The organism is Rhodomicrobium vannielii ATCC 17100, assembly GCF_000166055.1.
Classification (GTDB): Bacteria; Pseudomonadota; Alphaproteobacteria; order Rhizobiales; family Rhodomicrobiaceae; genus Rhodomicrobium; species Rhodomicrobium vannielii.
Genome location: NC_014664.1, coordinates 2,857,115 through 2,878,117 on the forward strand (window position 1 = coordinate 2,857,115; position 21,003 = coordinate 2,878,117).

Genomic DNA, 21,003 nt, shown 5'->3' on the forward strand with positions numbered 1-21,003 from the left:
TTTGGCACTTGCGTCGCTGACGAGAAACTATGCGGCCCGCGCTGTCCGCTTCGCATGCGGGGCGGCGATGCCGACGGTCTTTTGCATCCCGTCGGAGAATATGGCCACGACGCGGTCGTCGGCAAGAAGCGACAGGCGGGCCACATCGCGTTTTGCCCAGCCGTCCGGCGTAAGCTTCGTCACCTTGACGCGTCCCGCCTCGCAGGCGAAGCAGGTCAGCGCGCCGAAGGGATGCACAAGCCGCAACCTACGTCCATCCGGCGTCCGCACCGGGAGCGAGATCTCTTCGGGTGCGTTCAGCGCCGCGCCGCCCTTGGCCTCGAAAATGTAATCGTGATCGACGGCGTGCCATGCGTTTTGCGCGCCCTGACCGCCGAGGCGGACGAAACAACGCCACACCGCGCCGATTCCCGCGTCCGCCGAGACGCACACCCACCGCAGGCGCAGGGTGATCCGCTCGCCTTTCGCGCCGATGACGGCGGTGTTGCCAGCGGGGAACGAGGCGGCCAGAAACTCGGCTTCGCCGCCGCCGTCGATGCGGTCGGGAAACTGGGCGCCGAGCACGGGCGTCGGCACGGCTCCGCGCGTGAGCGGCAGATTGCAGCCGTAAGCGATGGAGCTTGTCGCGAGCGGTTCGAGATAATTCGGTGGAAGGATGAGAGGCTGTGGCGCGCCGTCGAGATTTCCGGCGGGCCATCCGACGATCGGTTCCGCAAGCGTCGTAACAATGCCGCCGTCCGCGCCGAGGGCAAGCGGTGCGGGATACGCATGGGGCCTTGCGCTGCGCTCAAACATGGAAACCAGCCGCCGGAATCGGAACGTCTACGCTGTCTTGACTGTCACATGAACCCGTCACCAAAGGGTGAATCGCGTGAACGGCTTGTCCACACTGGTTGTGCGGCCACGAAAAAGCCTGCTATGAGCGGTTAAGGAAATCGAAATGGGCTCCGCGGAAGCGAGCTTGCGAAGGTGGCGGTCATGACTGTTGCGGTGGTGATCCCAGCGCTGAACGAAGAAGGAAACATCGGCCGTCTCGTCGAGGAAACGCTGCGCGCCATCGCGCCTGAGATTCTCGGCGAGGTGATCGTGATCGACGACGGCAGCACCGATGGGACCGGCGCGGAAATCAAGGCGCTCGCCGCGCGCGATCCGCGCGTGCGCTACATCCGCCACCGCGCGCGGTCCGGCCAAAGCGCCGCGATCCGCACGGGCGTTCTCGCTGCGCAATGCCCCCTGATCGCTACGATGGACGGCGACGGCCAGAATGATCCCGCCGACCTCCCTAACCTTTTGAAGAGCCTCGGCACGCCCGGTAAGGGCGGCCCGGCGCTGGTAGGCGGCGTGCGCGTGAAGCGCAAGGCGGTCGGCTCACGGCGCATCGCGAGCCTTCTCGGTAACCGCGCGCGCGCTGCGATCCTCAAGGACCAATGCCCGGACTCGGGTTGCGGCATCAAGGTTTTCTGGCGCGAGGCGTATTTGCGGCTGCCGTTCTTCACGAGCATGCACCGCTTCATGCCCGCGCTGTTTCAGATGTACAGCCACAAGGTGGAGTACGTCCCGGTGAACGACCGTCCGCGCATCGCGGGGCAGTCGAAATACACAAACTTCAACCGCGCGCTGCTCGGCATCTACGACATGATCGGCATCGTGTGGCTGAGGCGGCGTACGCGGGTGCCGGAAATCATCGAAGATACGCTCGGCGTGGCGCGGCTGAGGGAAGCCGCTCCTATTCGTCGGGTGGCAACGGTCGCTTCGCGGCAAACACATTGAAGCGTTTCGAGCGGGGCGGGCGCAGGTTCGCGTGAATAAGATGTGTCCGCTTCTTTGCGGGCGGGATTTCGAGGCACGTTTCGGCCGGTCCGGCAAGCCGGGTTAGCGGCGTGGCCTTAAGCCGAGTACGGGGATCGCATGGACCTTGCAAAGTTCAGCCAGTGGTGGGCGCAGGTTTCGGAAGTTGAGATGGCTTGGGTCATCTTCGGCTTCGCGGCGCAGTCCATGTTTTTCATGCGCTTCGTATTACAATGGATCGCGAGCGAGCGCGTGAAGCGCAGCATCGTGCCGGAAACCTTCTGGTATTTCAGCTTTGCAGGCGGCCTGATGCTGTTCGTCTACGCCGTTCACCGCGCCGATCCGGTGATCATGCTCGGGCAGCTTGCGGGTCTTTTCATCTACGCGCGCAACATCTACCTTATATGGGCGCACAAGCGCTCCGAGCGGGCCGCCGCAAACGCTCCCGCCGGTCTTCGCGCGGCCGAGTAGCCTCCGCGACCGCTCCGGGCCGATGTCTGCATGCGGCCAGAGACAAGAGTTTTGCGCATAAAGCTTCGGTGCCATGCCGCTACCTCCATGGGGTGGGAGGATTTTGCGTGCCCCGCCGATTCCGTGGCACGGGCGTCGCTGTGCGGATCAGGAACCGCACCGCCACTTTTTTCGCCGAAATATGAAGGTATGTGTTGCGGTTTCCGGCCGAACGGCCTATGTCAACTTTGTGACGCGGGGTGGAGCAGCCCGGTAGCTCGTCAGGCTCATAACCTGAAGGCCGCAGGTTCAAATCCTGCCCCCGCAACCAAAAATTCAGCCGTCAATCCAATGGATTGGCGGCTTTTTGTTTTTGCCGCATAGCTGACGATGCAGTGACCGCGATCTCGACAAATCGGCGGCGATCATGCATTTTTTTCCGTCCCCCCGAACCGCCTGCCGCCAGCGGCGAAAAACAGTCGCGGCTATGAATCGGCGGTCACCGATGCGACAGCAAACGTGCCTTTCGCCATAGTAAGCCCTTGCCGTATCGCGGGAGGGCGCGGGGTGGTAGGCTTCGCGCGGTAGAACATCGCGATCCATTGAGCCATTCATGCGCTACAGACGTGCTTGATCGGCAGCGAGACGCACCGCACGGCCGAGGTCTGTGTCACGCAGCGAGAGCCTGCTCTTTTCCCATAATTTCTATCGACTTTTGAACGTGGAAATGTTTTTTGATTTATGCGCTTCTCGCGCGAATTTATGATCCTTCTCCGGCAAATGGCAGAAAGGAAATACGTTGCTGACCGCGAAAGGAAAATACGGGCTCAAGGCCATGACGCATCTTGCGCGGCTTGCTCCCGGTGAGATCGCTCAGGTTTCGGAAATCGCCGAAGCGAACTCGATTCCGAAAAAGTTCCTCGACCAGATTTTCAGCGAATTGCGCAAGGCGGGGTTCGTCTTTTCCAAGAAGGGGAAGGCTGGCGGTTACGCCCTGGCGAAAGAGGCATCGAGTATTAACGTAGGCGACATCGTGCGCGTGCTGGACGGTCCGCTCGCCCCGATTCCTTGCGCGAGCGTCACCGCTTATCGCGCCTGTGACGATTGCGATTGCGGCGAATGCGAAGTCCGCGCCATCATGGTGGAGGTACGCAACGCGATTTCCGTCGTGCTGGACAATCGCACACTCGCCCAATTCGCGGGGTTGAAATCGACCAGACGTCGCGTCGACACGACGCGAGCATCGGTCGCGGCCTGACAGGCGCGACGCGGGCTCACACCTCCCTGAGGATTTTCGCTCCGATAGAAGCGACCGCCGGATCGTAGCTGCGCCTCGGGCGCGGGAGGTCGATTTCGAGGTCGAGCGCGATGTGCCCGTCGCGCAGAACCAGAACGCGGTCGGCCAACGTGGCCGCCTCGGCGACGTCGTGCGTGATAAGCAAGGTGGTGAAGCCGTGCTCCTGCCAGATGCGCTCTGTCAGTTGATGCATCTCCGCACGTGTCAGCGCGTCGAGTGCACCGACGATGGCGACGAATTGCCCGGCGGGGATTTCGAGAAAGGACATCGCCGGGCATTGGAATGATTGAGCGGCCGAGGCATCCCCGGCCGCTTTTCTTTATCCCTCGATCTTCGAGAAATCCGCGATGTCGAGCGTCAGCGCGCGGATCTGCGCCAGCAGCGTCAGCCGGTTCTCTCGGATGTCGGCGGCGTCGGCGTTCACCGTCACCTTGTCGAAGAAGGCGTCCACCGGCGCACGGAGCTTCGCCAGCGCCGTCATCGCCGCCTCGAAATCCTCGGTCGCGAGCGCGGCGCGGACGTCCTTGCCCACGGCCTTCACCGCCGAGGCGAGCGCCTTTTCTTCCTTTTCCTTCAGCAGCTTCGCCGCCGGTTCGCCGTCGAACGCGCGCGCATCCTTCTTCTCCTCGATGCGCAGGATGTTCAGCGCACGGCGAACGAGCGCTAACAGGCTCTTGCCATCGTCGGTTTCGAGGAAGCGGCCCAGCGCCTCGACGCGGCGGACGACCATGAGCAGATCGTCCTGCCCCGGCAGCGCGAACACCGCGTCGATGAGGTCGTGACGCGCGCCCTGATCGCGGAGGTAGACCTTCAGACGGTCGGCGAAGAAGGACAGCATCTCAGCTTCGCGGGTACCAATCTGCCTTCCATTCCACTCGACACTTGTCTTTGCAAAGGCGACCGTTCCTCCGCTCTTTTCGACCCGTCGCATCGCGCGCTCGTACTGATCTTCATCAATCAGTTCAGATGCCTTCTCGATGATTTTCATCAACTCGACCCGCAGCCCATTCTCCAGCACAATCCGAATAACCCCCAGCGCGGCGCGGCGCAGCGCGAACGGGTCTTTCGAGCCGGTCGGCTTTTCATCGATGGCCCAGAAGCCCACAAGCATGTCGAGCTTGTCGGCGAGCGCTACGGCGACGGCGACGGGGTTCGTCGGCACGGCGTCGGACGGCCCCTGCGGCTTGTAATGCTCCGCGATGGCGTCGGCGACTGCGGGCTTTTCGCCCTGCGCGAGCGCGATGTAACTGCCGATGATGCCCTGAAGCTCGGGGAACTCGCCGACCGTCTCCGACATGAGATCGGCCTTGGCGAGATGCGCCGCGCGCACGGCATCGTCCGGGTCTGCGCCGACGATGGGCGCAAGTTCGCGCGCGAGCGCCTTGATGCGCTCTACGCGCCGAAATTGCGTGCCGAGCTTCTCGTGGAACGTCACCTGACCGAGCAGCGCCGTCAGCCCTTCGAGCGGGCGCTTGCGGTCGTTCTCCCAGAAGAATTTCGCGTCGGAGAGGCGCGCGCGGATCACGCGCTCGTTGCCCGCGACGATGGCCTTGCCGCCGTCTTCAGCTTCGAGGTTTGAGACGAGAATGAAGCGGTTCGCCAGCTTGCCCGTTTTCGCCGAGCGCAGCGAAAAGCACTTCTGATGCGCCTTCATGGACGTCATCAGGATTTCCTCCGGCACATCGAGGAAGCTTTCCTCGAATTGGCCGGAAAGGACCACGGGCCACTCGACGAGCCCCGCATTCTCAGCAAGCAGCCCGTGGTCTTCAACAAGAGCGAGCCCGGCATCCGAGGCGGCGGTGTGCGCGCCCTCAAGGATGGCCTTCGCCCGGTGTTCTCCTGCGACCACAACCTTAGCGTGCATCAATGCATCTGCATAGTCTGAAATACGGTCGACTTTCACAACCTTTGGTTGAGTGATATTTTCGCCACTCAGGAAGCGATGTCCGTATGTGATGTCGCCGCTCTTGATGCCGTCCACCTCGAATGCGACCGGCTTGTCATCGAAAAGACACAGGATCGAATGCAGCGGCCTGATCCAGCGCAGCCGCCCGTTGCCCCATCGCATCGACTTCGGCCAGGGAAACTTGCGGATGATGTCCGGCACGGCCTCCGCGATGATGTCGGCGGCGGCGCGGCCGGGTTTTTCACTCCGCGCGAGGTAGTAATCGCCCTTCGGGTCTTTCACCACCTGCGCTTCATCGATGCTGTTAAGCCCCGCCGCCTTGACGAAGCCTTCCAGCGCCTTGGCGGGCGCGCTCGTGCGCGGCCCCTTGCGCTCCTCGACCGTCGCCGCAGAATGCGCGGGCACGTCATCCGCGATAAAAACGATGCGGCGCGGCCCCGACAAGGTGCGCGTTGCGCCGACGGTCAGGCCGCCCTTCGTGAGCGCCTCGGTCATGAGCTTTGCGAGATCGTCCGCGCCGCGCCCCTGAAGGCGGGCCGGGATTTCCTCGGAGAACAGTTCCAGCAGAAGGTTCGGCATGGCGTTGGCTTTCGTACAGAGCGCTTTCAGGAAAAGTGTATGCGGTTTTCCGCCCGGAAAGCGCGGCAAAACAAGACTCTAGACGAGCGCGGTGGGCGGTTCGCGCCCCGCGAGAACGGCGTCGATGTTGTCGAGGGCGTCGCGGCCCATCTCGTCGCGCGCCTCGATGACGGAGGTGCCCATGTGCGGCAGGAGGAACGCGTTTTCCAGGTCGTAATAGCCGGGGTGGATGTTCGGCTCGTTCGTGTAGACGTCGAGGCCGATATGCGCGATGTGGCCGGACTTCACCGCCGCGATGAGGTCGCCGTCCACTACGAGGTCCCCGCGCGCGATGTTGGTGACGATGGCGCCCGGCTTGAGCTTCGCGAGCGCGGCGGCATCGATCGAGCCGCGCGTTTCGGGCGTGGACGGCGCGGCGATGCAGAGGATGTCGGTCACTGCGAGCAGGCTGTCGAGCGTCGCATGGTAGGTCGCGCCGCGCGCGGCCGCCGCGACGAGCGGCCGCCGGTTGAAATAATGGATGTCCATGTCGAAGCCGCGCGCGCGTTTGGCGATGGCCTGGCCAATTTTGCCCATGCCGTAAATGCCGAGCTTCTTGCCGTCGAGCCGCCGCCCGATGAGCTGCATGGGCTGCCAGCCATGCCACGCCTTGGCGCGGAGCAGCCGCTCGCCCTCACTCGCGCGCCGCGCCGCGCCAAGGATGAGCAGGAAGCCGATTTCCGCCGTCGCCACCGTCACTGCGTCGGGCGTATAGGCGACGCGGATGCCGCGCGCCTTCGCGGCCTGAAGGTCGATGTGTTCATGGCCGACGGAATAGGTGGCGATGACCTTCACCGAGCGGTCGAGCTTGGCGATCACGTCCGCGCTGAAGCGGTCCGCCAGCGTGACGAGCAGCGCGTCCTTGCCTGCCGCGCGCGCGATGAGTTCTTCCGGCGTGAACGGCACGTCGGCCTCGTTCAGGTCGAGATCGTAGTCGCGCCGCGCCCGGTCGATGGTGGCGGGGCTCAGCACGCGCGTCATGAGGAGTTTGGGTTTGGTCAACGTCTTGCAAGCCTCAGGTGACGTCATCAGGTGACTTTAAAAGTCATTTTCGCTTTGAATCGCGCGCCGCGCCTCGATTGGCAAGGCGAAATATTGCGCTGAGAGCCATGCGACAGCCTTACAAGCCTGCCGTGTTGATCCGTGCGCCTGTGGATCTCTATATACCCCTTGGCCGGGGCTCGTTCCTGCTCGGCGGCTCTCGGGCCAATCCCATAAATATTCTGCTTTGCGGATGCCGCTCGCGATCGCAAGCCGTGGAAGTTGCGTAAACTTCGCAAAGCTGCCATTTTACGCTACCCTCACAAACATGCTTCGCGGTCCAAAAAGCTGCCTCAGCCGTTTATAAGGCTGTCGAAAGCTTTAGCTGCCTGCCCCCAATTGCCGCTAAGGATTGACGACGTATCCTCCGCCGCCCTGAATTGAGAACCGAAAGCGCTTCACATGATGACTATTGATGGAGTGCCTCCCTTGTTCGCGGAGGCGCTTGCCAAACAAGGGTATACGACGCTGACCGACGTGCAGCGCGCCGTACTCGAAGAAGATGTCGGCGAATCCGACCTTCTCGTTTCCGCGCAGACCGGCTCCGGCAAGACCGTCGCTTTCGGTCTCGCCATGGCGTCCACATTGCTGCGCGGGGAAGATCGCTTCCCGGCCAACTCCGAGCCACTCGCCGTCCTCGTTGCCCCCACGCGCGAGCTGGCGTTGCAAGTGCGCCTCGAACTCGAATGGCTGTACGCCCCCGCAGGCGCGAGAATTGCGTCTTGCGTCGGCGGCATGGACATGCGGCAGGAACGCCGGTCGCTCGCGGGCGGCGCACATATCGTCGTCGGCACGCCGGGACGCCTTCGCGACCACATCACGCGCGGCTCGCTCGACATGGCATCCGTGCGCGCCATGGTTCTCGATGAGGCCGACGAAATGCTGGATCTGGGCTTCCGGGAAGACCTGGAGTTCATTCTCAAGGCGGCCCCGCCGGAGCGCCGCACGCTTATGTTTTCGGCGACGGTGGCGAAACCGATCGAAACTCTCGCCCGGCGCTTTCAGAAAAACGCCATCAGGATTTCCGCCAATACCGGCGCGACGCAGCACGCCAACATCGATTATCGGGCCGTTGCCGTTGCATCGGGCGAGCGGGAAAATGCCGTCATCAACGTCTTGCGCTTCTTCGAGGCGAGCAGCGCGTTTGTCTTCTGCACCACGCGCGAAGGCGTGAAGCATCTCGCGAGCCGCCTCGGCAATCGCGGGTTCGGCGTCGTGGCGCTCTCGGGCGAATTGAGCCAGACCGAGCGCACGCGCGGGCTTCAGGCAATGCGTGACGGCCGGGCGCAGGTGTGCGTCGCGACGGACGTGGCCTCGCGCGGCATCGATCTGCCGACTCTCGACCTCGTCATTCACGCCGATTTGCCGAAGGACGGCGAGGCGCTTCTGCATCGCAGTGGGCGAACCGGGCGCGCGGGCCGAAGCGGCGTCAGCGTTCTCATCACGCCGCACAGCAAGCGCCGGACCGTCGACAAGCTGCTACAGGCCGCGAAGGTGAAGGTCTCATGGATGCCGGTTCCGAGCGCCGAGACGATCATCCAGCGCGACCGCGAACGACTCATGAACGACCCTTCGCTGGAAGGCCCCCTCACCGACGAAGAAGCCGATTTCGCGCGCGATTTGCTCGCCACGAAAAGCCCCGAACAAATCGCGGCGGCGTTCTTCCGCCAAAATCAGACGCGTCGCCCGACACCGGAAGAGTTTGTGGACAGCGGACGCGACGCCAGCGAAGTCGAGGCCCCGCGCGGCGATTTCGAAGGCGGCGTCTGGTTTCGGGTTTCGGTTGGACGGAAGCAGCGCGCCGAGCCGCGCTGGATACTGCCCCTCATCTGCAAGGCCGGCGATGTCACGAGCCGGGAGATCGGCGCTATCCAGATCCTTGAGGGCGAGAGCATGTTCGAGGTGAGCGCGCGCGCCGCACCAGACTTCACCCGCGCCCTTGCCCAAACGGGACGGCGCGACGACACGATCACGATTGTGCCGATGAACGGTCGACCCGAGCCGCGCGCGAGCTACGCGGATTCACCTCGGTCGGGCGCAATGAAAAGAAGCCGCAAGATGCCCGGCGCACGTGGCAGGAAACCGCCGCAGGCTGCGGCGGGCGCGCGCAAGGCCTGAATCGGCTAGGCAAAAGACGGGGAACCGCTCAGGCGATCCCCGTCGCGCCGCCGAAGCCGTCGCGCTTCAAACGGACAACTGCAAGATCGAGCGCCGACAGGAAATTGGCTCGGTCGCGCGGCTGAAACGGTTTCGGCCCGCCGGTGACTTGCCCCGCAGATCGAAGATCGGCCATCAGGTCGCGTGTGGCGAGCGCCATCCCGATCGAGGCATCCGTCAGCGCGCGGCCGGTCGGCGAGATGACATCCGCGCCAGCCCTGACGCAGCGATGCGCGAGCGGCACATCTGCGGTGATGACGATGGCGCCGCGGGATACCCGCTCTGCGATCCAATCGTCCGCCGCGTCGGCGTTGCTGCCAACGAGCACGCGCTCGATCAGAGGCGACTTCGGAATCTGTATCGCGCTGTTGCTCACCACATAAACCTTGAGCGCGCACCGCTCGGCCACGCGGTAAACCTCCGCTTTCACCGGGCATGCGTCGGCGTCGACATAAATTGTGATCGGCCTGGCGGGCTCGGTCAAACGTTGCTCCTTGTTTGTTTCGCGCCAACGTGCGGCGGGCGCGACGAATACCGCCGCAGCCTTGCCTATGACTCAGTAACAATCGTTCTGCACGTCGCCAACAGCGGATTCGAGGTTGTCCTGAGCAGACCTGAGCCGCTTGAACTCAGTCGAACAATTGTCGGCTCCCTCGCTTTCCGCGAGACATTGCCTGTAGGCGGCCATCTTCTCGGCGACGTCTTCGACCGCCTGATTGTAGAGATCCGATGCGATATCGCATTCGGGCCGGGCGGCGGAGGCGGTTGAAGTCAGGGCAAGCGAAGCAAGCAACGCAATCGTTTTGGCGCGGAAATTCATCGGCTCTCTCCAGACAATAATAAAAACGCAAAGGTGGGCACCGTCAAAGAAATCGCTTCGTTCTTGATATTGTCAAGCTCGGTGCTTTTATGCCTCGGAGCGAAAAAAGGAGAACCGGCCATGGCGGAAAACGGTCGAAGCGCGGAATGGAATGGGCGCAAGGGCGAAATCTGGGTGGTCAACCACGAGCGCATCGACCGCATGCTTGCGCCGCTTGGCCGCGCCGCGCTCGATAAGGCCGCGCCGAAGCCGGGCGAATCCGTGCTCGACGTGGGCTGCGGCGCGGGGACGACGACATTCCTCCTCGCGGACAAGGTCGGCGCAAGCGGCAGCGTGCTCGGTGTGGACATCTCCGAACCGATGCTAAGCTTCGCGCGCAAGCGTGCCGCGACGGCCGCGCCCGGCCTGCCGGTCCGCTTCGAACTCGCCGACGCCGCGACATATGCCCTGCCACACGCGCAGTTCGATCTTCTTTTCTCGCGCTTCGGCGTGATGTTCTTTGCCGACCCGGTCGCCGCATTCGCCAACTTGCATCGCGCGATGAAGCCGGGCGGGCGGCTTTGCTTCGTGTGCTGGCGTCCGGCGGCCGAAAATGAGCTGGTGAGCCTGCCCGCCCGCGCGGTGAAGGGGCTCATACCGCCCGCGCCGCCCGCCGAGCCGAATGCGCCGGGTCCATTCTCCTTCGGCGATCCAGCGCGCGTGACGTCCATTCTGTCGGCCGCCGGATTTTCGCACATCGCGCTCGAACCGTTCGGCTGCCGGATGCTCTACGGCGTCGGCGAAACGCGCGACGCGGCCATCGAGGACGCCGTGGAGCAGGCCTTCGAAACCGGACCATTCTCGCGCGTGCTGGCCGAATTGCAGGGCGACGTGCGCGAGCAGGCGCGGAAGGCGGTGCGCGCGGCATTCGCGGAGCGCGCCGAGGACGGCGGCGTGTTCATTCAAGGCAACGCATGGATCGTCACCGCGCTAGTGGAGCGAATTTGAGATTTGAGTCCTGGTTGCTGAAAGCTCTCATCAAATGTCAAATTCAGAAGCTCCACGAAAATCATAGAGTTGCTGGTAGTGCTTGTGATTCCGGCATTTGCTCGCGAGCGTGCTGCAAAGGTAATGCCGGAAATCGGACCACTGACGTAATCCCCGACCATAGGCTCGTAGAGCGCACCACCTTCCGCGTATAGACTGCCCCTCGCCACGGCTGCGCGCCAAGACGCGCCGGGCAAGGGGAGGAATCGATGGCCGTAGTGCTGGAAAAGGGGCACACGCGCGACCGCGTCGCCGCGAGCAGAGGCGAAGCACAGGGTGAGGTGCCGGCGAACTCGGCGCGGCATGCTGGCGATGTGATTGCGGCATCGCTGAAGGCGCAGGGCGTGACCGCGATCTTCACGCTGTGCGGCGGGCATATCTCGCCGATCCTCATCGGCGCGAAGGATGCAGGCATTCGCATCGTCGACACGCGCCACGAAGCCACGGCCGCTTTCGCTGCCGACGCCATGGCTCGGCTGTCGGGCGTGCCAGGCGTCGCAGCTGTGACCGCTGGCCCCGGCCTTACGAACATCGTCACACCGCTCAAGAACGCGCAGCTTGCACAGTCGCCGCTGATCCTGTTCGGCGGCGCGGCACCGACCATGCTGCAAGGGCGCGGCGCGCTCCAGGACATCGACCAGCGCCCCGTCGTCGCGCCTCATGTCAAGATCGTGAAGCAAGTCCGCCGCGTGCGCGACATCGGCCCGGCGCTGGAGGACGCGTTCGCCGTGGCACGCGAGGGTGTGCAAGGACCGGCGTTCATCGAATGCCCCATCGACCTGCTGTATCCCGAAGCGCTCGTGCGCCAGTGGTACGCGGAGGCGGGCGGCAGGGGGCAGTCTCTCGGCGCGCGGGCACTGCGATTTTATCTCCACCGGCATCTGGAAAAAATGTTCGGGGGCACGAAGGCGCCTGCAACGCCACGCCCGCGAAAGATCCGCATTCCCACCCCGGCGTCGTCGAGCGTGAACGCGGCCGCGGCAGCGCTTTCGAAAGCGGAACGGCCGCTTGCCATCATCGGCAGTCAGGCGCTCGCGACGGGCACGGACGCGGCGGCGCTGGCCGAAGCGATCACACGGCTCGGCATCCCGGTCTACCTGTCTGGCATGGCGCGCGGGCTCTTGGGCCGCGATCATCCGCTCCAGTTGCGGCATCAGCGGCGCAACGCGCTGAAGGAGTCCGACTGCGTGATCCTCGCGGGCGTGCCGTGCGATTTCCGGCTCGACTACGGCAAGCAGATCCGCAACACGGCCACGCTGATCGCGGCCAACCGCAGCCGCAAGGATGCGCGCCTCAATCGCCGCGCCACTATCGAAGCCATCGGGGACGCGGCGCTTTTCCTGCGCGCGCTCGCCGAGAGAGGCCGCATTCACCGCGACGACTGGCTCGCGTCGCTTCGTGCTCGCGATGCCGCGCGCGAAACCGATATCGACGCGCAAGCGGCAACCGAGGGCGCGCATGTGAATCCCGTCGCCTTTTTCCGCGCGCTCGACCGGGAGGCGGGCGAAAACGCGATTTTCGTGGCGGATGGTGGCGATTTTGTCGCGACGGCGTCGTACATCGTGCGCCCGCGCAGGCCTTTGAGCTGGCTCGATCCCGGCGCATTCGGCACGCTCGGCGTCGGTGCGGGCTTCGCACTCGGCGCGGCGCTGGCGCGGCCGGACGCGGAAATTTGGGTGCTGTTCGGCGACGGTGCTTGTGGCTACAGCCTCGCGGAATTCGATACCTTCGTGCGGCATGGCATTCCGGTGATCGCGGTCGTCGGCAACGATGCAGGCTGGACGCAGATCGCGCGCGAGCAGGAGAAGGTTCTGGGCGACGACGTCGGCACCGTGCTTGCGCGCACGGCCTATCACGAGGTTGCGGCGGGCTTCGGCGCGGAAGGTATTCTGGTGAAGACGAATGCGGAGGTGCCCGAAGCGCTTCGGCGTGCGCGTGCCGCTGCGAAAGCCGGAAGACCCGTGCTGGTCAATGTATGGCTCGACCGGACCAGCTTCCGCGAAGGGTCGATCTCGATGTGAGGAGGCGGCGCAAGGGCGCATGCCAGCCGAGAGATTTCCGGAAGCGGATCAAATGCAAAAAGGCGGCCGAGGTGGCCGCCTTTTGGTTCTTTTTCGCGGATGAGGCGGCGCTTCCGCCTCCCGCATCTTCGTTAGAGGCTGTATCAAAGATACTTGCCCGTGATCTCGGCGACTTCGAAGCAGCGCGCCTGAGGCTTGTTCTCGACGTAAACGCCGAACTTGCCGTTGAGGACCGTGGAGTGGCTGAGCGTACGGAAGTCCGACTTGCCCGCAGTCGCGCAGGGCTTCTCGGCGACGTTGATCTTCACGGATTCGATGGCGACGCCGTTGCAGGCGACCGGCTCGGCGAGAACGGCGAAAGCGCCGCCGCTCTTGAGGGCGATATTGCACTTCTCGGCAGGAATGACCTGAATGCCGGAAGCAACCCTGTAGGCCACTGCCTGGACGGACTTGGGCGCTTCGGCGGCCGCCGTCTTGACGACGGAAGCTTGCGGAATGACGGCGGCGGAAACGCGGCCGTGCTGGGACTTAACAAGCACTACTAACGCCACAAAACACGCCAACAGGACGACGATCGTCCGGGTGTTAATCTGAGTCATAGCAATTCCCCGTGTGTTGCGTTTGGCTGATGCGGCGCGGCGACGAGACCGGTGAGCTTCAGAATAGGACCCCTCCTAACAACAACTGAACTGGTTACTATTTCGTTAATTCCGTAACTTAGCCAAATCGAAATGCACGAAAGCTCAGAACGTGTGAGAAAGGTGCAATAGTATGTCGGTCTATACACACGCGTGCATGTTTATACACACACAAGGGGCTATTAACGGGGTGATTCGTCAAAAACAGATGTTGGCGCAATCATTTCCGAACAACCTTGCGTGGAGCTGACATAAAAAACGAGATCAACGCCTGCTTCGCGTCGCCAACGCTGCGACAACGCACCCGCCAGGCGCGCAAGAAAAGGCAGTTTGTGACAAAGGGGTAACGACGCGGACGGGGCGATGCGACGAAACGCGCCTCTCCGCGCATCGCGGTTCTCACCGCTCGCGGTGCGTCGGATCGGGATGGCGGCGAGCGATTTTGGAAGTCTTTGCCAAGTAGATCGGGGAGACGAAAGGGCGGAACGCGGCGCTCCGCTCGCGCTGTGCGTCAGCCGCGATCCCTCATGAGACGGCCCTTCTGGCGTTCCCAGTCGCGGTTCTTTTCCGTCTCGCGCTTGTCGTGGAGCTTCTTGCCTCGCGCGAGAGCGAGTTCGAGCTTCGCGCGGCCGCGATCGTTGAAGTAGATCCGCAGCGGCACGAGCGTCATGCCCTCGCGGTGGATCGCGCCCATGAGCTTGTTCACCTCTCGCTTGTGGAGCAAGAGCTTGCGCGGGCGGCGCGTCTCGTGGTTCAGGCGGTTCGCCTGGAGATATTCGGGAATGTAGGCGTTGATCAGGAAGATTTCGCTGCCCTGCGCCGTCGCGTAGGACTCGGCAATATTGGCCTTGCCCTGCCGCAGAGACTTCACCTCCGAGCCGCCGAGTGCGATACCCACCTCGAACGTGTCGTCGATGAAGTACGAGAAGCGCGCCTTCCTGTTCTCGGCTACGACTTTGCGAACGGATGTCGCGGCGGGCGCTGCCATTGCTTACGCGGCCTCGCTATGCAGCAGGCCGACCTTTTCGAGCGCAGCGTCTACGCGCGCCTTTGAGGCTTCGGACAGCGGGGTCAACGGGAGGCGCGTCTCCGGCTTGCAAAGGCCGAGCCGCGACGCCGCATACTTCACCGGCACGGGGTTCGTTTCGACGAACAGCGCATCATGCAGTGGCATCAGAAGGTCGTGCAGTTCCAGCGCCTTCGCGTAATCGCCCGCGAGGCAGGCGTTCTGAAAGTCGGAGCAAAGCTTCGGCGCAACGTTGGACGTCACCGAGATGCAGCCATGGCCGCCATGCGCATTGAACGCAAGCGCGGTGCCGTCCTCGCCCGAGAGTTGGATGAAGTCCGGCCCAAGCACAGCGCGTTGCTGGCTCGCGCGAACGGGCGACGCGGTCGCGTCCTTCACGCCGACGATGTTCTTCAGCTCGAACAGCCGCGCCATCGTCGCGACCGACATGTCGATCACGCTGCGCCCCGGGATGTTGTAGATGATGATCGGAATCTCGATCGCGTCGTTGACCGCCTTGAAGTGCTGGTAAAGCCCTTCTTGCGTTGGCTTGTTGTAGTACGGCGTGACGACCAGCACAGCGTCGGCGCCCGCCTTCTGCGCATGCCGCGACAGCATGACGGCTTCCGCCGTGCTGTTGGAGCCTGCGCCCGCGATTACCGGCACGCGACCCTTCGCGGCGGCGATACACGTCTCAACGACGCGCTCATGCTCTTCGTGGCTCAGTGTGGGGGATTCGCCCGTCGTGCCGACCGGAACAATTCCGTGTGTGCCTGACTGGATTTGAAATTCGACAAGGCGCGCGAAGGCATCATAATCGACGCCATCGCCTTCAAACGGCGTAATAAGCGCGGTAAAAGAGCCCTTGAACATCTCGTCCATCCTCACCTGAATGCTGTCATTTTTACGGAAAAGCTTAACGGCCCGTTAACCGGGGTATCGTTTCCCCGAATTAGTTCCTTGAGCCGTCGCCGAGCTTGTCATTGTATTGCCGGATTAAACGACCATCAATCATGACAGCGTATGCAGGTAGCCTTGTGAAATCCTTGACGAGGCAAAACCATAGGTTTGATGGGACCCGCTGCCAACGAAAATCCGTCACTCAATAGGGAAATGTCAACGCTGGACCCCAAACCCAACGCCCTCGCCGATCGCTTTCGCTTCCTGAAGGCGATCATCATCGGCTCGGCGCTTGGCTTTTTTGCGGTGAGCTTCGTACCTTACCTTCTGCCCTCGCAAAAAGAGCCGTCCGTTTCTGCGTCAACCGCGTCAAAACCTCAATCGGCGGGGGAGGCCAAGCCCTCGAAATTCGGCGGGACCACGCCCGCGCCGACGCCTGCGGTAGACCGTGGCCTGAGCCTCAAGCCGACGCCCGTCGCGGTGCAAACGTCGCCATCAGTGCGTTCCGACGGTACGCCGGCATCGCCGCCAGCCATGGAGCCACGGAAAGGCGAGACGTCCCTCGTACCCGCCGTCGATCTGAGATTTCCGAAGCCGTTCCCGAAAGAAGACATGACCGCGTCGCTCGACCCGGTGCTGTCATATCGGCTCAGCGATAGCGACACAGCCGCGATCAAGGACGTGCTTGCCGCCGCAGCGAAGGGCAACGACTCCGCCGCGCGCGACGCGATCAAGAAGGTTTCCGACCCGTCCGCGCGGAGCTTCGCCGAATGGCGGCGGGTGCGCGCGGCCTCCGACTTCGACGACACAATGGCGTTCCGCGCCGCGAACCCGCTGTTCCCGGAACCGCCCGTCGATCCGTCCATCGAAAAGAGCCTGTTCCTCGCGAACGCTCCCGCCTCCACGGTGCTGAAATTCTACACGAACCGCAAGCCGGTCTCCGGCGCGGGCACCGCTGCCCTTGGTGGCGCGCTGATCGACACCGGCGAGCGCGAGCGCGGCGTGACCCTCGTGCGCTATGCTTGGAGCCGCTACGCATTCGATCCCGCCGCGCAGGACCGCTTCGAGCAGCGCTTCGGATCGCTTCTCACCGATGACGACAGGCGCGTGCGCGCAGCGATGCTCGATGCCCGCGCCCAAGCCAAGGACGACCCCGGCAGCAAGGTGACGGCGAGCGATGCCAAGGGCATCAAGGGCGCTGCGCGCGCCCGCGGCAAGCGCTCCGGCGGCAAGGCGATCCACGGTCGCGGCGGCCGGAAGGGCAAGTCGACCGGGCGCACGAAGGGAAAACGTCAGAGCGAAGCCGCGCCCGTAGCGGCGACGCAGCATGCCGCGCTTCTCGGCCAGGCCGGCCGGCTCGCCGCGTCATCGCATCTGCATCTCGCGGCGATGAAAACGGAAGAAGCGAAGGCCGCTGACAAGAAGGCTGATGGAGCCGAGCCAAAAGCGGACGACAAGGCAGAGACCAAGCCCGAGGCAAAAACAGACGCGACCGCCAAGCCGGAAGCGGCCCCAGCCGACACAAAGACGGGCGATAAAGCCGCCGCCGCGAAGGATGACAAGCCTGCCAAGCCTACGCTTCAGGACAAGGCGAAAGAGGACGCCGTCGATATTCGCAAGGAGCTTTCGCGCGGTCCACTCTCGCTGCTAGCGCGGCTGAAATCGCTGCGGAAGGCGAAGGAGGACGACCGTCTGTGGTCCATCCTGCGCTCGGTCGATCCCGAAAAAGCCGACTTCGCCGACCCGGACAAATGGTGGGATTTCCGCCGCACGGAAGTTCGCCGCGCGCTGAATGACGACCGCGTTGGCACGGCCTACGCCATCGCGTCGAAGCATGGGCAGCTCGGCGCCGAAGACCTGTCGGAAGCGCAATTCCTGTCCGGCTGGATCGCGCTGCGCTTCCTCAAGGACACGAAGCTCGCGGAGAGGCATTTCGAGGCAGCCTACGCGGTCAAGGGCTTCTCTCGGGACGAGGCACGCGCCGCCTTCTGGCTCGCGCGGACGCGGCTCGAACTCGACAAGCGCAAGGACGCCGAGCGCCTGTTCAAAGAGGCCGCCGACCGCGCGCATACTTATTACGGTTCGCTTGCGCGTCAGGCGCTGGAACGGCAGCCTGCCTGCGAATTCCGCGCACCGCTCCAGCCGTCGAAGGAAGCCATCGCCGCTTTCGTGAAGGAAGACGCGTTCAAGGCACTCGTTATCGCGAAGCAGCTCGACATGACGTCGGTGCTCGTCCTTTCATCGCTCGACCTCGCCCGCCAGCTTACCGACCCGGAACAGATCGTTCTGATGCTGGAGCTTCTCGAACGCATCGCGCCGCCGCATGTCGCGATCCGCGCCGCGAAGATCGCGCTTCTGCGCGGTTATCCTGTCGAGGCCTATGCCTTCCCGACCCTGCTTCCGAAGTTCGACACGCTTGGCGACAACAACAAGCTTGAGGTTTCGCTGCTCAACGCCCTGACGCGTCAGGAAAGCGAGTTCAACACCGGCTCCGTCAGCAGTGTCGGCGCGCGCGGCCTGATGCAGCTCATGCCGCAAACGGCGAAGCTCGTGGCCTCGTCGAACAGCATGAAATACGACCTCGGGCGGCTTGTCTCCGACCCGTCCTATAACGTGACGCTCGGCTCAGCCTTCCTCGCCAAGCTCTATGACGGCTATGACGGCTCCTATGTGCTGACGCTCGCCGCCTACAACGCCGGTCCGGGCCGCGTGAGGCAATGGATCAAGGATTACGGCGATCCCCGTGCGCGCAACGCCGACCCGGTCGACTGGGTTGAGCGCATCCCGTTCACCGAAACGCGGAATTATGTGCAGCGCATTCTGGAAAGCGTGCAGCTTTATCGTTGCCGTCTTGAAAGTGGAAAGGCAAAATTCCAGCTTGTGGAAGATCTGCATCGCGGACGGCCAGGGCGTATTCCGCATATCGCGGACCTGAGCGGCAGTACCAGCGAAGACGATGAACCGGCGGCAAGGGACGACGCACAATGACGACATACGGATCGACTGGCGCAGCGGTTCCCCAAACGGAAGACATCTTCTACCGCAGCCATGACGATCTCGTTCTGTATGTCCGTAAATATGGCAGCGACGATGCGCCAGCGCGGCCCCTCCTGTGCCTCGCCGGGCTGACACGCAACGGCCGCGACTTCCACGACCTTGCCGTAGCGCTGTCCACGCATCCGACGCACCCGCGCGCCGTCTATTGCCTCGATTATCGCGGGCGCGGGCGGTCCGAGTGGGACAAGGACTGGCGGAATTACTCCGCGCTCATCGAGCTTCAGGACATTGAGGCGTTTCTCACGCTGCGCGGCTTGTCCGATGTCGCTGTGCTCGGCACGTCGCGGGGCGGTATCATCACCATGTTGCTCGCCATCACGCGCCCCGCCGCGATCGGATGCGCCATTCTGAACGACATTGGCCCAGTGATCGAAACGGCAGGCCTCGCGCGTATCATGGGCTACACCGGGAAGATCCCCGTGCCCGCCGATTGGGACGAGGCCCTGCGCGTCGTCCGAGACATCAACAAGCGCCAGTTCACCGCGCTCGACAATGCGGGATGGCGGTCATGGACGCGCCAGCTTTTCAACGAGGACGCCGAAGGACGACCCGCGCCGGCCTACGATCCGAATATCGGCAAGGCGCTGTCGGAGATCGACATTTCGAAGCCCGTCCCGACGATGTGGGAGCATTTCGAGTCCTTGCGATCCGTGCCGGTGATGGTCATTCGCGGCGAGCATTCCGACCTGCTTTCGGCGGCGACTGTGCAGGAGATGCAAGCTCGACACCCGCGCCTGACACCTGTGCTCATCCCGAACGAAGGTCACGCACCGCTCTTGAAAGACCGTTTCAGCGAGCGGCTTATCGCGGATTTCCTGATCGACGCCGACTCGACATGGCACGCGGTGCCGCGCCCGCCACTTCCCGAGCCGCAGGAGATATTTTCGGTCTAAGGGAGATGGCCTTTAAGATCCCGCTCCAACTTCTGCATGCGCACTACAGCGTCGCGCCGTAGATCAGACGCGGCACGACGCAAAAGGCGATTGCACAACGAGCCGAAACCTCACGGATTGTAGGAGGCGCGCGCCTGATGGGCCGCGAAGCTCATATCCTCGGCACGCGCAGCGGGTGCACGCGCGACGGGTTCCAGAATGCTGGTTTCGAGTGTGAAGCCTTCGGGCAGCCTTTTGCTATAGACTTTCAGCAGGTCGACCATGGCGGGCGAAGAATAAATCCCGTCGATCTTCACCACCTTATCGCTGATGGCCACGCTGCCAGAATAAAGCAACGACAGCATTTCAAGTGAAACCTTCGTGGCCTCGATCCAGCCTTTCGGCTCGCCTTTAGCCACTTCCATGCTGCTGTTGATCGTCAGGTTTTGAAACAGAACTTGTGCGTGGCCGAAGATGACCTTGTCCTGCTCGGACGGTACATGGCCGCTGAGATGGACAGCGCCCTGCTGCAATTGCGCCAGCCAGACGAACGGGCGAACGTCGTGCGGCTTGAGCGCCACCTGCAAATTCAATCCCTTGGGCGCTTCCTCTCGGACCTTCTTCTGGATGACGGCGAAATCATCATCCGCGTTCGTCACGCCTTCGATAGTAATCGCGGCATTCCTCAAGGATGCGGAGCCGGTGTTCAGTTTCCCCATCTGACGAAGGGCGAATGTCATGGCCGCCAGCCAGACGTCGCGGTTCGGGACGCCTGGATTGATGCGCGTCCTATCCACGACGGATGCGCCCGGCGCGATGGCGGCGGCGACGCCTTGCAGCACCTTGAGATCGCCATCTGACGGCACGTTGCCGCGGAGCGTGATCGTGCCCGCTTCTTTCGTAACGCGGCTGTAATAAGCTGGATCGACGTTATTCTGTTGCTCGGCCGAGCCGCTCGCCATCTGAACCGCTGGCGCTTCGTTGTTGACGAGGACGCGCATAACGTGATCGAAGGCCGCCAGATACCATGGCTGCGACGGCACCGCGTGTGCGGGGCTGATCAGCGCGCCGAGACAAAGCACGGCAGACGCTAATACGGGCAGGCTTACGTTCCCTAACCTCATCGGAGGGGCGCTCCACCGAGTTAACTGTTTTATGTCCTGCATAGTCAGAGGCCGAAGTCTCCACCAGGATTGATCAAACGCTATCGTAAGGTCCCCGCCCCCGACAGGTGCCGCCAAACACCCGATGCAAACCAGCATCATCTCGTCGGTAAATGCGACTTTAACGGAAGGATTCAGATATTCCAAGGGATTGAGGGCGCTTTTTCGCCGCTTTTTTTGCTTGCACCGTGTCAGAATCAAAAAGCCCGGCCATAAGCCGGGCTTTTTTCGTCCTTTAGGCTG

At 63.2% G+C, this 21,003-nt stretch carries 18 protein-coding genes and 1 tRNA gene; 9 read left to right on the top strand and 10 right to left on the bottom strand.

Annotated elements, in window-relative coordinates; genetic code table 11:
- Positions 1–27 precede the first annotated feature (27 nt).
- Entirely contained in the window at positions 28–795 is a 768-nt protein-coding gene (locus tag RVAN_RS13245) for a hypothetical protein (RefSeq protein ID WP_041787614.1), read from the bottom strand.
- Between the two features lie 183 nt (positions 796–978).
- On the opposite strand from RVAN_RS13245, the gene RVAN_RS13250 reads away from it, so the two are divergent.
- From RVAN_RS13250 to RVAN_RS13265, 4 genes are all read left to right on the top strand, one after another.
- The gene (locus tag RVAN_RS13250; protein ID WP_013420223.1) at positions 979–1,770 is read left to right on the top strand and encodes a glycosyltransferase family 2 protein; all 792 of its coding nucleotides are present in this window, start codon (positions 979–981) and stop codon (positions 1,768–1,770) included.
- A gap of 138 nt (positions 1,771–1,908) precedes the next feature.
- Positions 1,909–2,259 carry a lipid-A-disaccharide synthase N-terminal domain-containing protein gene (locus RVAN_RS13255; RefSeq protein WP_013420224.1) on the top strand — a complete coding sequence of 117 codons (351 nt, stop codon included), beginning with the start codon at positions 1,909–1,911 and terminating at the stop codon, positions 2,257–2,259.
- Between the two features lie 233 nt (positions 2,260–2,492).
- Positions 2,493–2,569, top strand: a tRNA-Met gene (locus tag RVAN_RS13260).
- 468 nt (positions 2,570–3,037) lie between these two features.
- A complete protein-coding gene (locus RVAN_RS13265; RefSeq protein WP_013420225.1) occupies positions 3,038–3,496 on the top strand; it encodes an RrF2 family transcriptional regulator in 459 nt (152 codons plus the stop codon).
- A 16-nt stretch (positions 3,497–3,512) separates the two neighbouring features.
- Here the strand turns inward: RVAN_RS13265 and RVAN_RS13270 are convergent, their stop codons facing one another.
- The 3 genes from RVAN_RS13270 to RVAN_RS13280 all read right to left on the bottom strand — a co-directional run bounded on the left by RVAN_RS13270 (position 3,513) and on the right by RVAN_RS13280 (position 7,088).
- A complete protein-coding gene (locus RVAN_RS13270; protein ID WP_041787617.1) occupies positions 3,513–3,803 on the bottom strand; it encodes a hypothetical protein in 291 nt (96 codons plus the stop codon).
- Positions 3,804–3,854: 51 nt separating this feature from the next.
- Complete coding sequence (gene glyS, locus RVAN_RS13275; protein WP_013420226.1) at positions 3,855–6,020, bottom strand: glycine--tRNA ligase subunit beta; 2,166 nt, start codon at positions 6,018–6,020, stop codon at positions 3,855–3,857.
- A gap of 78 nt (positions 6,021–6,098) precedes the next feature.
- Positions 6,099–7,088, bottom strand: a complete 990-nt coding sequence (locus tag RVAN_RS13280; RefSeq protein ID WP_013420227.1) for a 2-hydroxyacid dehydrogenase — start codon at positions 7,086–7,088, stop codon at positions 6,099–6,101.
- Positions 7,089–7,502: 414 nt separating this feature from the next.
- On the opposite strand from RVAN_RS13280, the gene RVAN_RS13285 reads away from it, so the two are divergent.
- Complete coding sequence (locus RVAN_RS13285) at positions 7,503–9,218, top strand: DEAD/DEAH box helicase (RefSeq protein WP_174261951.1); 1,716 nt, start codon at positions 7,503–7,505, stop codon at positions 9,216–9,218.
- Positions 9,219–9,246: 28 nt separating this feature from the next.
- Here the strand turns inward: RVAN_RS13285 and RVAN_RS13290 are convergent, their stop codons facing one another.
- Positions 9,247–9,741 carry a YaiI/YqxD family protein gene (locus RVAN_RS13290; protein ID WP_013420229.1) on the bottom strand — a complete coding sequence of 165 codons (495 nt, stop codon included), beginning with the start codon at positions 9,739–9,741 and terminating at the stop codon, positions 9,247–9,249.
- A 72-nt stretch (positions 9,742–9,813) separates the two neighbouring features.
- Complete coding sequence (locus RVAN_RS13295) at positions 9,814–10,077, bottom strand: hypothetical protein (protein ID WP_013420230.1); 264 nt, start codon at positions 10,075–10,077, stop codon at positions 9,814–9,816.
- A 120-nt stretch (positions 10,078–10,197) separates the two neighbouring features.
- Here RVAN_RS13295 and RVAN_RS13300 point away from each other — a divergent pair, with 120 nt between their 5' ends.
- The gene (locus RVAN_RS13300) at positions 10,198–11,064 is read left to right on the top strand and encodes a class I SAM-dependent methyltransferase (RefSeq protein ID WP_013420231.1); all 867 of its coding nucleotides are present in this window, start codon (positions 10,198–10,200) and stop codon (positions 11,062–11,064) included.
- 248 nt (positions 11,065–11,312) lie between these two features.
- The gene (locus RVAN_RS13305) at positions 11,313–13,124 is read left to right on the top strand and encodes a thiamine pyrophosphate-binding protein (protein WP_013420232.1); all 1,812 of its coding nucleotides are present in this window, start codon (positions 11,313–11,315) and stop codon (positions 13,122–13,124) included.
- Positions 13,125–13,267: 143 nt separating this feature from the next.
- Here RVAN_RS13305 and RVAN_RS13310 read toward each other — a convergent pair whose 3' ends face one another.
- From RVAN_RS13310 to dapA, 3 genes are all read right to left on the bottom strand, one after another.
- A complete protein-coding gene (locus RVAN_RS13310; RefSeq protein ID WP_041787619.1) occupies positions 13,268–13,663 on the bottom strand; it encodes a hypothetical protein in 396 nt (131 codons plus the stop codon).
- A 610-nt stretch (positions 13,664–14,273) separates the two neighbouring features.
- Positions 14,274–14,750, bottom strand: coding sequence for an SsrA-binding protein SmpB (gene smpB / locus RVAN_RS13315; protein WP_013420234.1), 477 nt, complete (start codon positions 14,748–14,750; stop codon positions 14,274–14,276).
- A gap of 3 nt (positions 14,751–14,753) precedes the next feature.
- On the bottom strand, positions 14,754–15,641 hold the full coding sequence (gene dapA / locus RVAN_RS13320) for a 4-hydroxy-tetrahydrodipicolinate synthase (RefSeq protein WP_013420235.1): 888 nt from the start codon (positions 15,639–15,641) through the stop codon (positions 14,754–14,756).
- Positions 15,642–15,881: 240 nt separating this feature from the next.
- On the opposite strand from dapA, the gene RVAN_RS19115 reads away from it, so the two are divergent.
- Together RVAN_RS19115 and RVAN_RS13330 are read left to right on the top strand one after the other, a co-directional pair.
- A complete protein-coding gene (locus RVAN_RS19115; protein ID WP_049779419.1) occupies positions 15,882–18,656 on the top strand; it encodes a lytic transglycosylase domain-containing protein in 2,775 nt (924 codons plus the stop codon).
- Complete coding sequence (locus tag RVAN_RS13330; RefSeq protein WP_013420237.1) at positions 18,653–19,618, top strand: alpha/beta fold hydrolase; 966 nt, start codon at positions 18,653–18,655, stop codon at positions 19,616–19,618. The genes RVAN_RS19115 and RVAN_RS13330 overlap by 4 nt, the downstream gene beginning before the upstream one ends.
- Positions 19,619–19,728: 110 nt before the next feature.
- Here the strand turns inward: RVAN_RS13330 and RVAN_RS13335 are convergent, their stop codons facing one another.
- Positions 19,729–20,907, bottom strand: a complete 1,179-nt coding sequence (locus RVAN_RS13335; RefSeq protein WP_155942456.1) for a hypothetical protein — start codon at positions 20,905–20,907, stop codon at positions 19,729–19,731.
- Positions 20,908–21,003: the final 96 nt, after the last annotated feature.

Bases quoted from the DNA above. Each gene is read 5' to 3' on its own strand.
- RVAN_RS13245 (WP_041787614.1), bottom strand. From the start codon at position 795: ATGTTTGAGCGCAGCGCAAGGCCCCATGCGTATCCCGCACCGCTTGCC.
- RVAN_RS13250 (WP_013420223.1), top strand. From the start codon at position 979: ATGACTGTTGCGGTGGTGATCCCAGCGCTGAACGAAGAAGGAAACATC.
- RVAN_RS13255 (WP_013420224.1), top strand. From the start codon at position 1,909: ATGGACCTTGCAAAGTTCAGCCAGTGGTGGGCGCAGGTTTCGGAAGTT.
- RVAN_RS13270 (WP_041787617.1), bottom strand. From the start codon at position 3,803: ATGTCCTTTCTCGAAATCCCCGCCGGGCAATTCGTCGCCATCGTCGGT.
- glyS (WP_013420226.1), bottom strand. From the start codon at position 6,020: ATGCCGAACCTTCTGCTGGAACTGTTCTCCGAGGAAATCCCGGCCCGC.
- RVAN_RS13280 (WP_013420227.1), bottom strand. From the start codon at position 7,088: ATGACGTCACCTGAGGCTTGCAAGACGTTGACCAAACCCAAACTCCTC.
- RVAN_RS13285 (WP_174261951.1), top strand. From the start codon at position 7,503: ATGATGACTATTGATGGAGTGCCTCCCTTGTTCGCGGAGGCGCTTGCC.
- RVAN_RS13295 (WP_013420230.1), bottom strand. From the start codon at position 10,077: ATGAATTTCCGCGCCAAAACGATTGCGTTGCTTGCTTCGCTTGCCCTG.
- RVAN_RS13300 (WP_013420231.1), top strand. From the start codon at position 10,198: ATGGCGGAAAACGGTCGAAGCGCGGAATGGAATGGGCGCAAGGGCGAA.
- RVAN_RS13305 (WP_013420232.1), top strand. From the start codon at position 11,313: ATGGCCGTAGTGCTGGAAAAGGGGCACACGCGCGACCGCGTCGCCGCG.
- smpB (WP_013420234.1), bottom strand. From the start codon at position 14,750: ATGGCAGCGCCCGCCGCGACATCCGTTCGCAAAGTCGTAGCCGAGAAC.
- dapA (WP_013420235.1), bottom strand. From the start codon at position 15,641: ATGTTCAAGGGCTCTTTTACCGCGCTTATTACGCCGTTTGAAGGCGAT.
- RVAN_RS19115 (WP_049779419.1), top strand. From the start codon at position 15,882: ATGTCAACGCTGGACCCCAAACCCAACGCCCTCGCCGATCGCTTTCGC.
- RVAN_RS13330 (WP_013420237.1), top strand. From the start codon at position 18,653: ATGACGACATACGGATCGACTGGCGCAGCGGTTCCCCAAACGGAAGAC.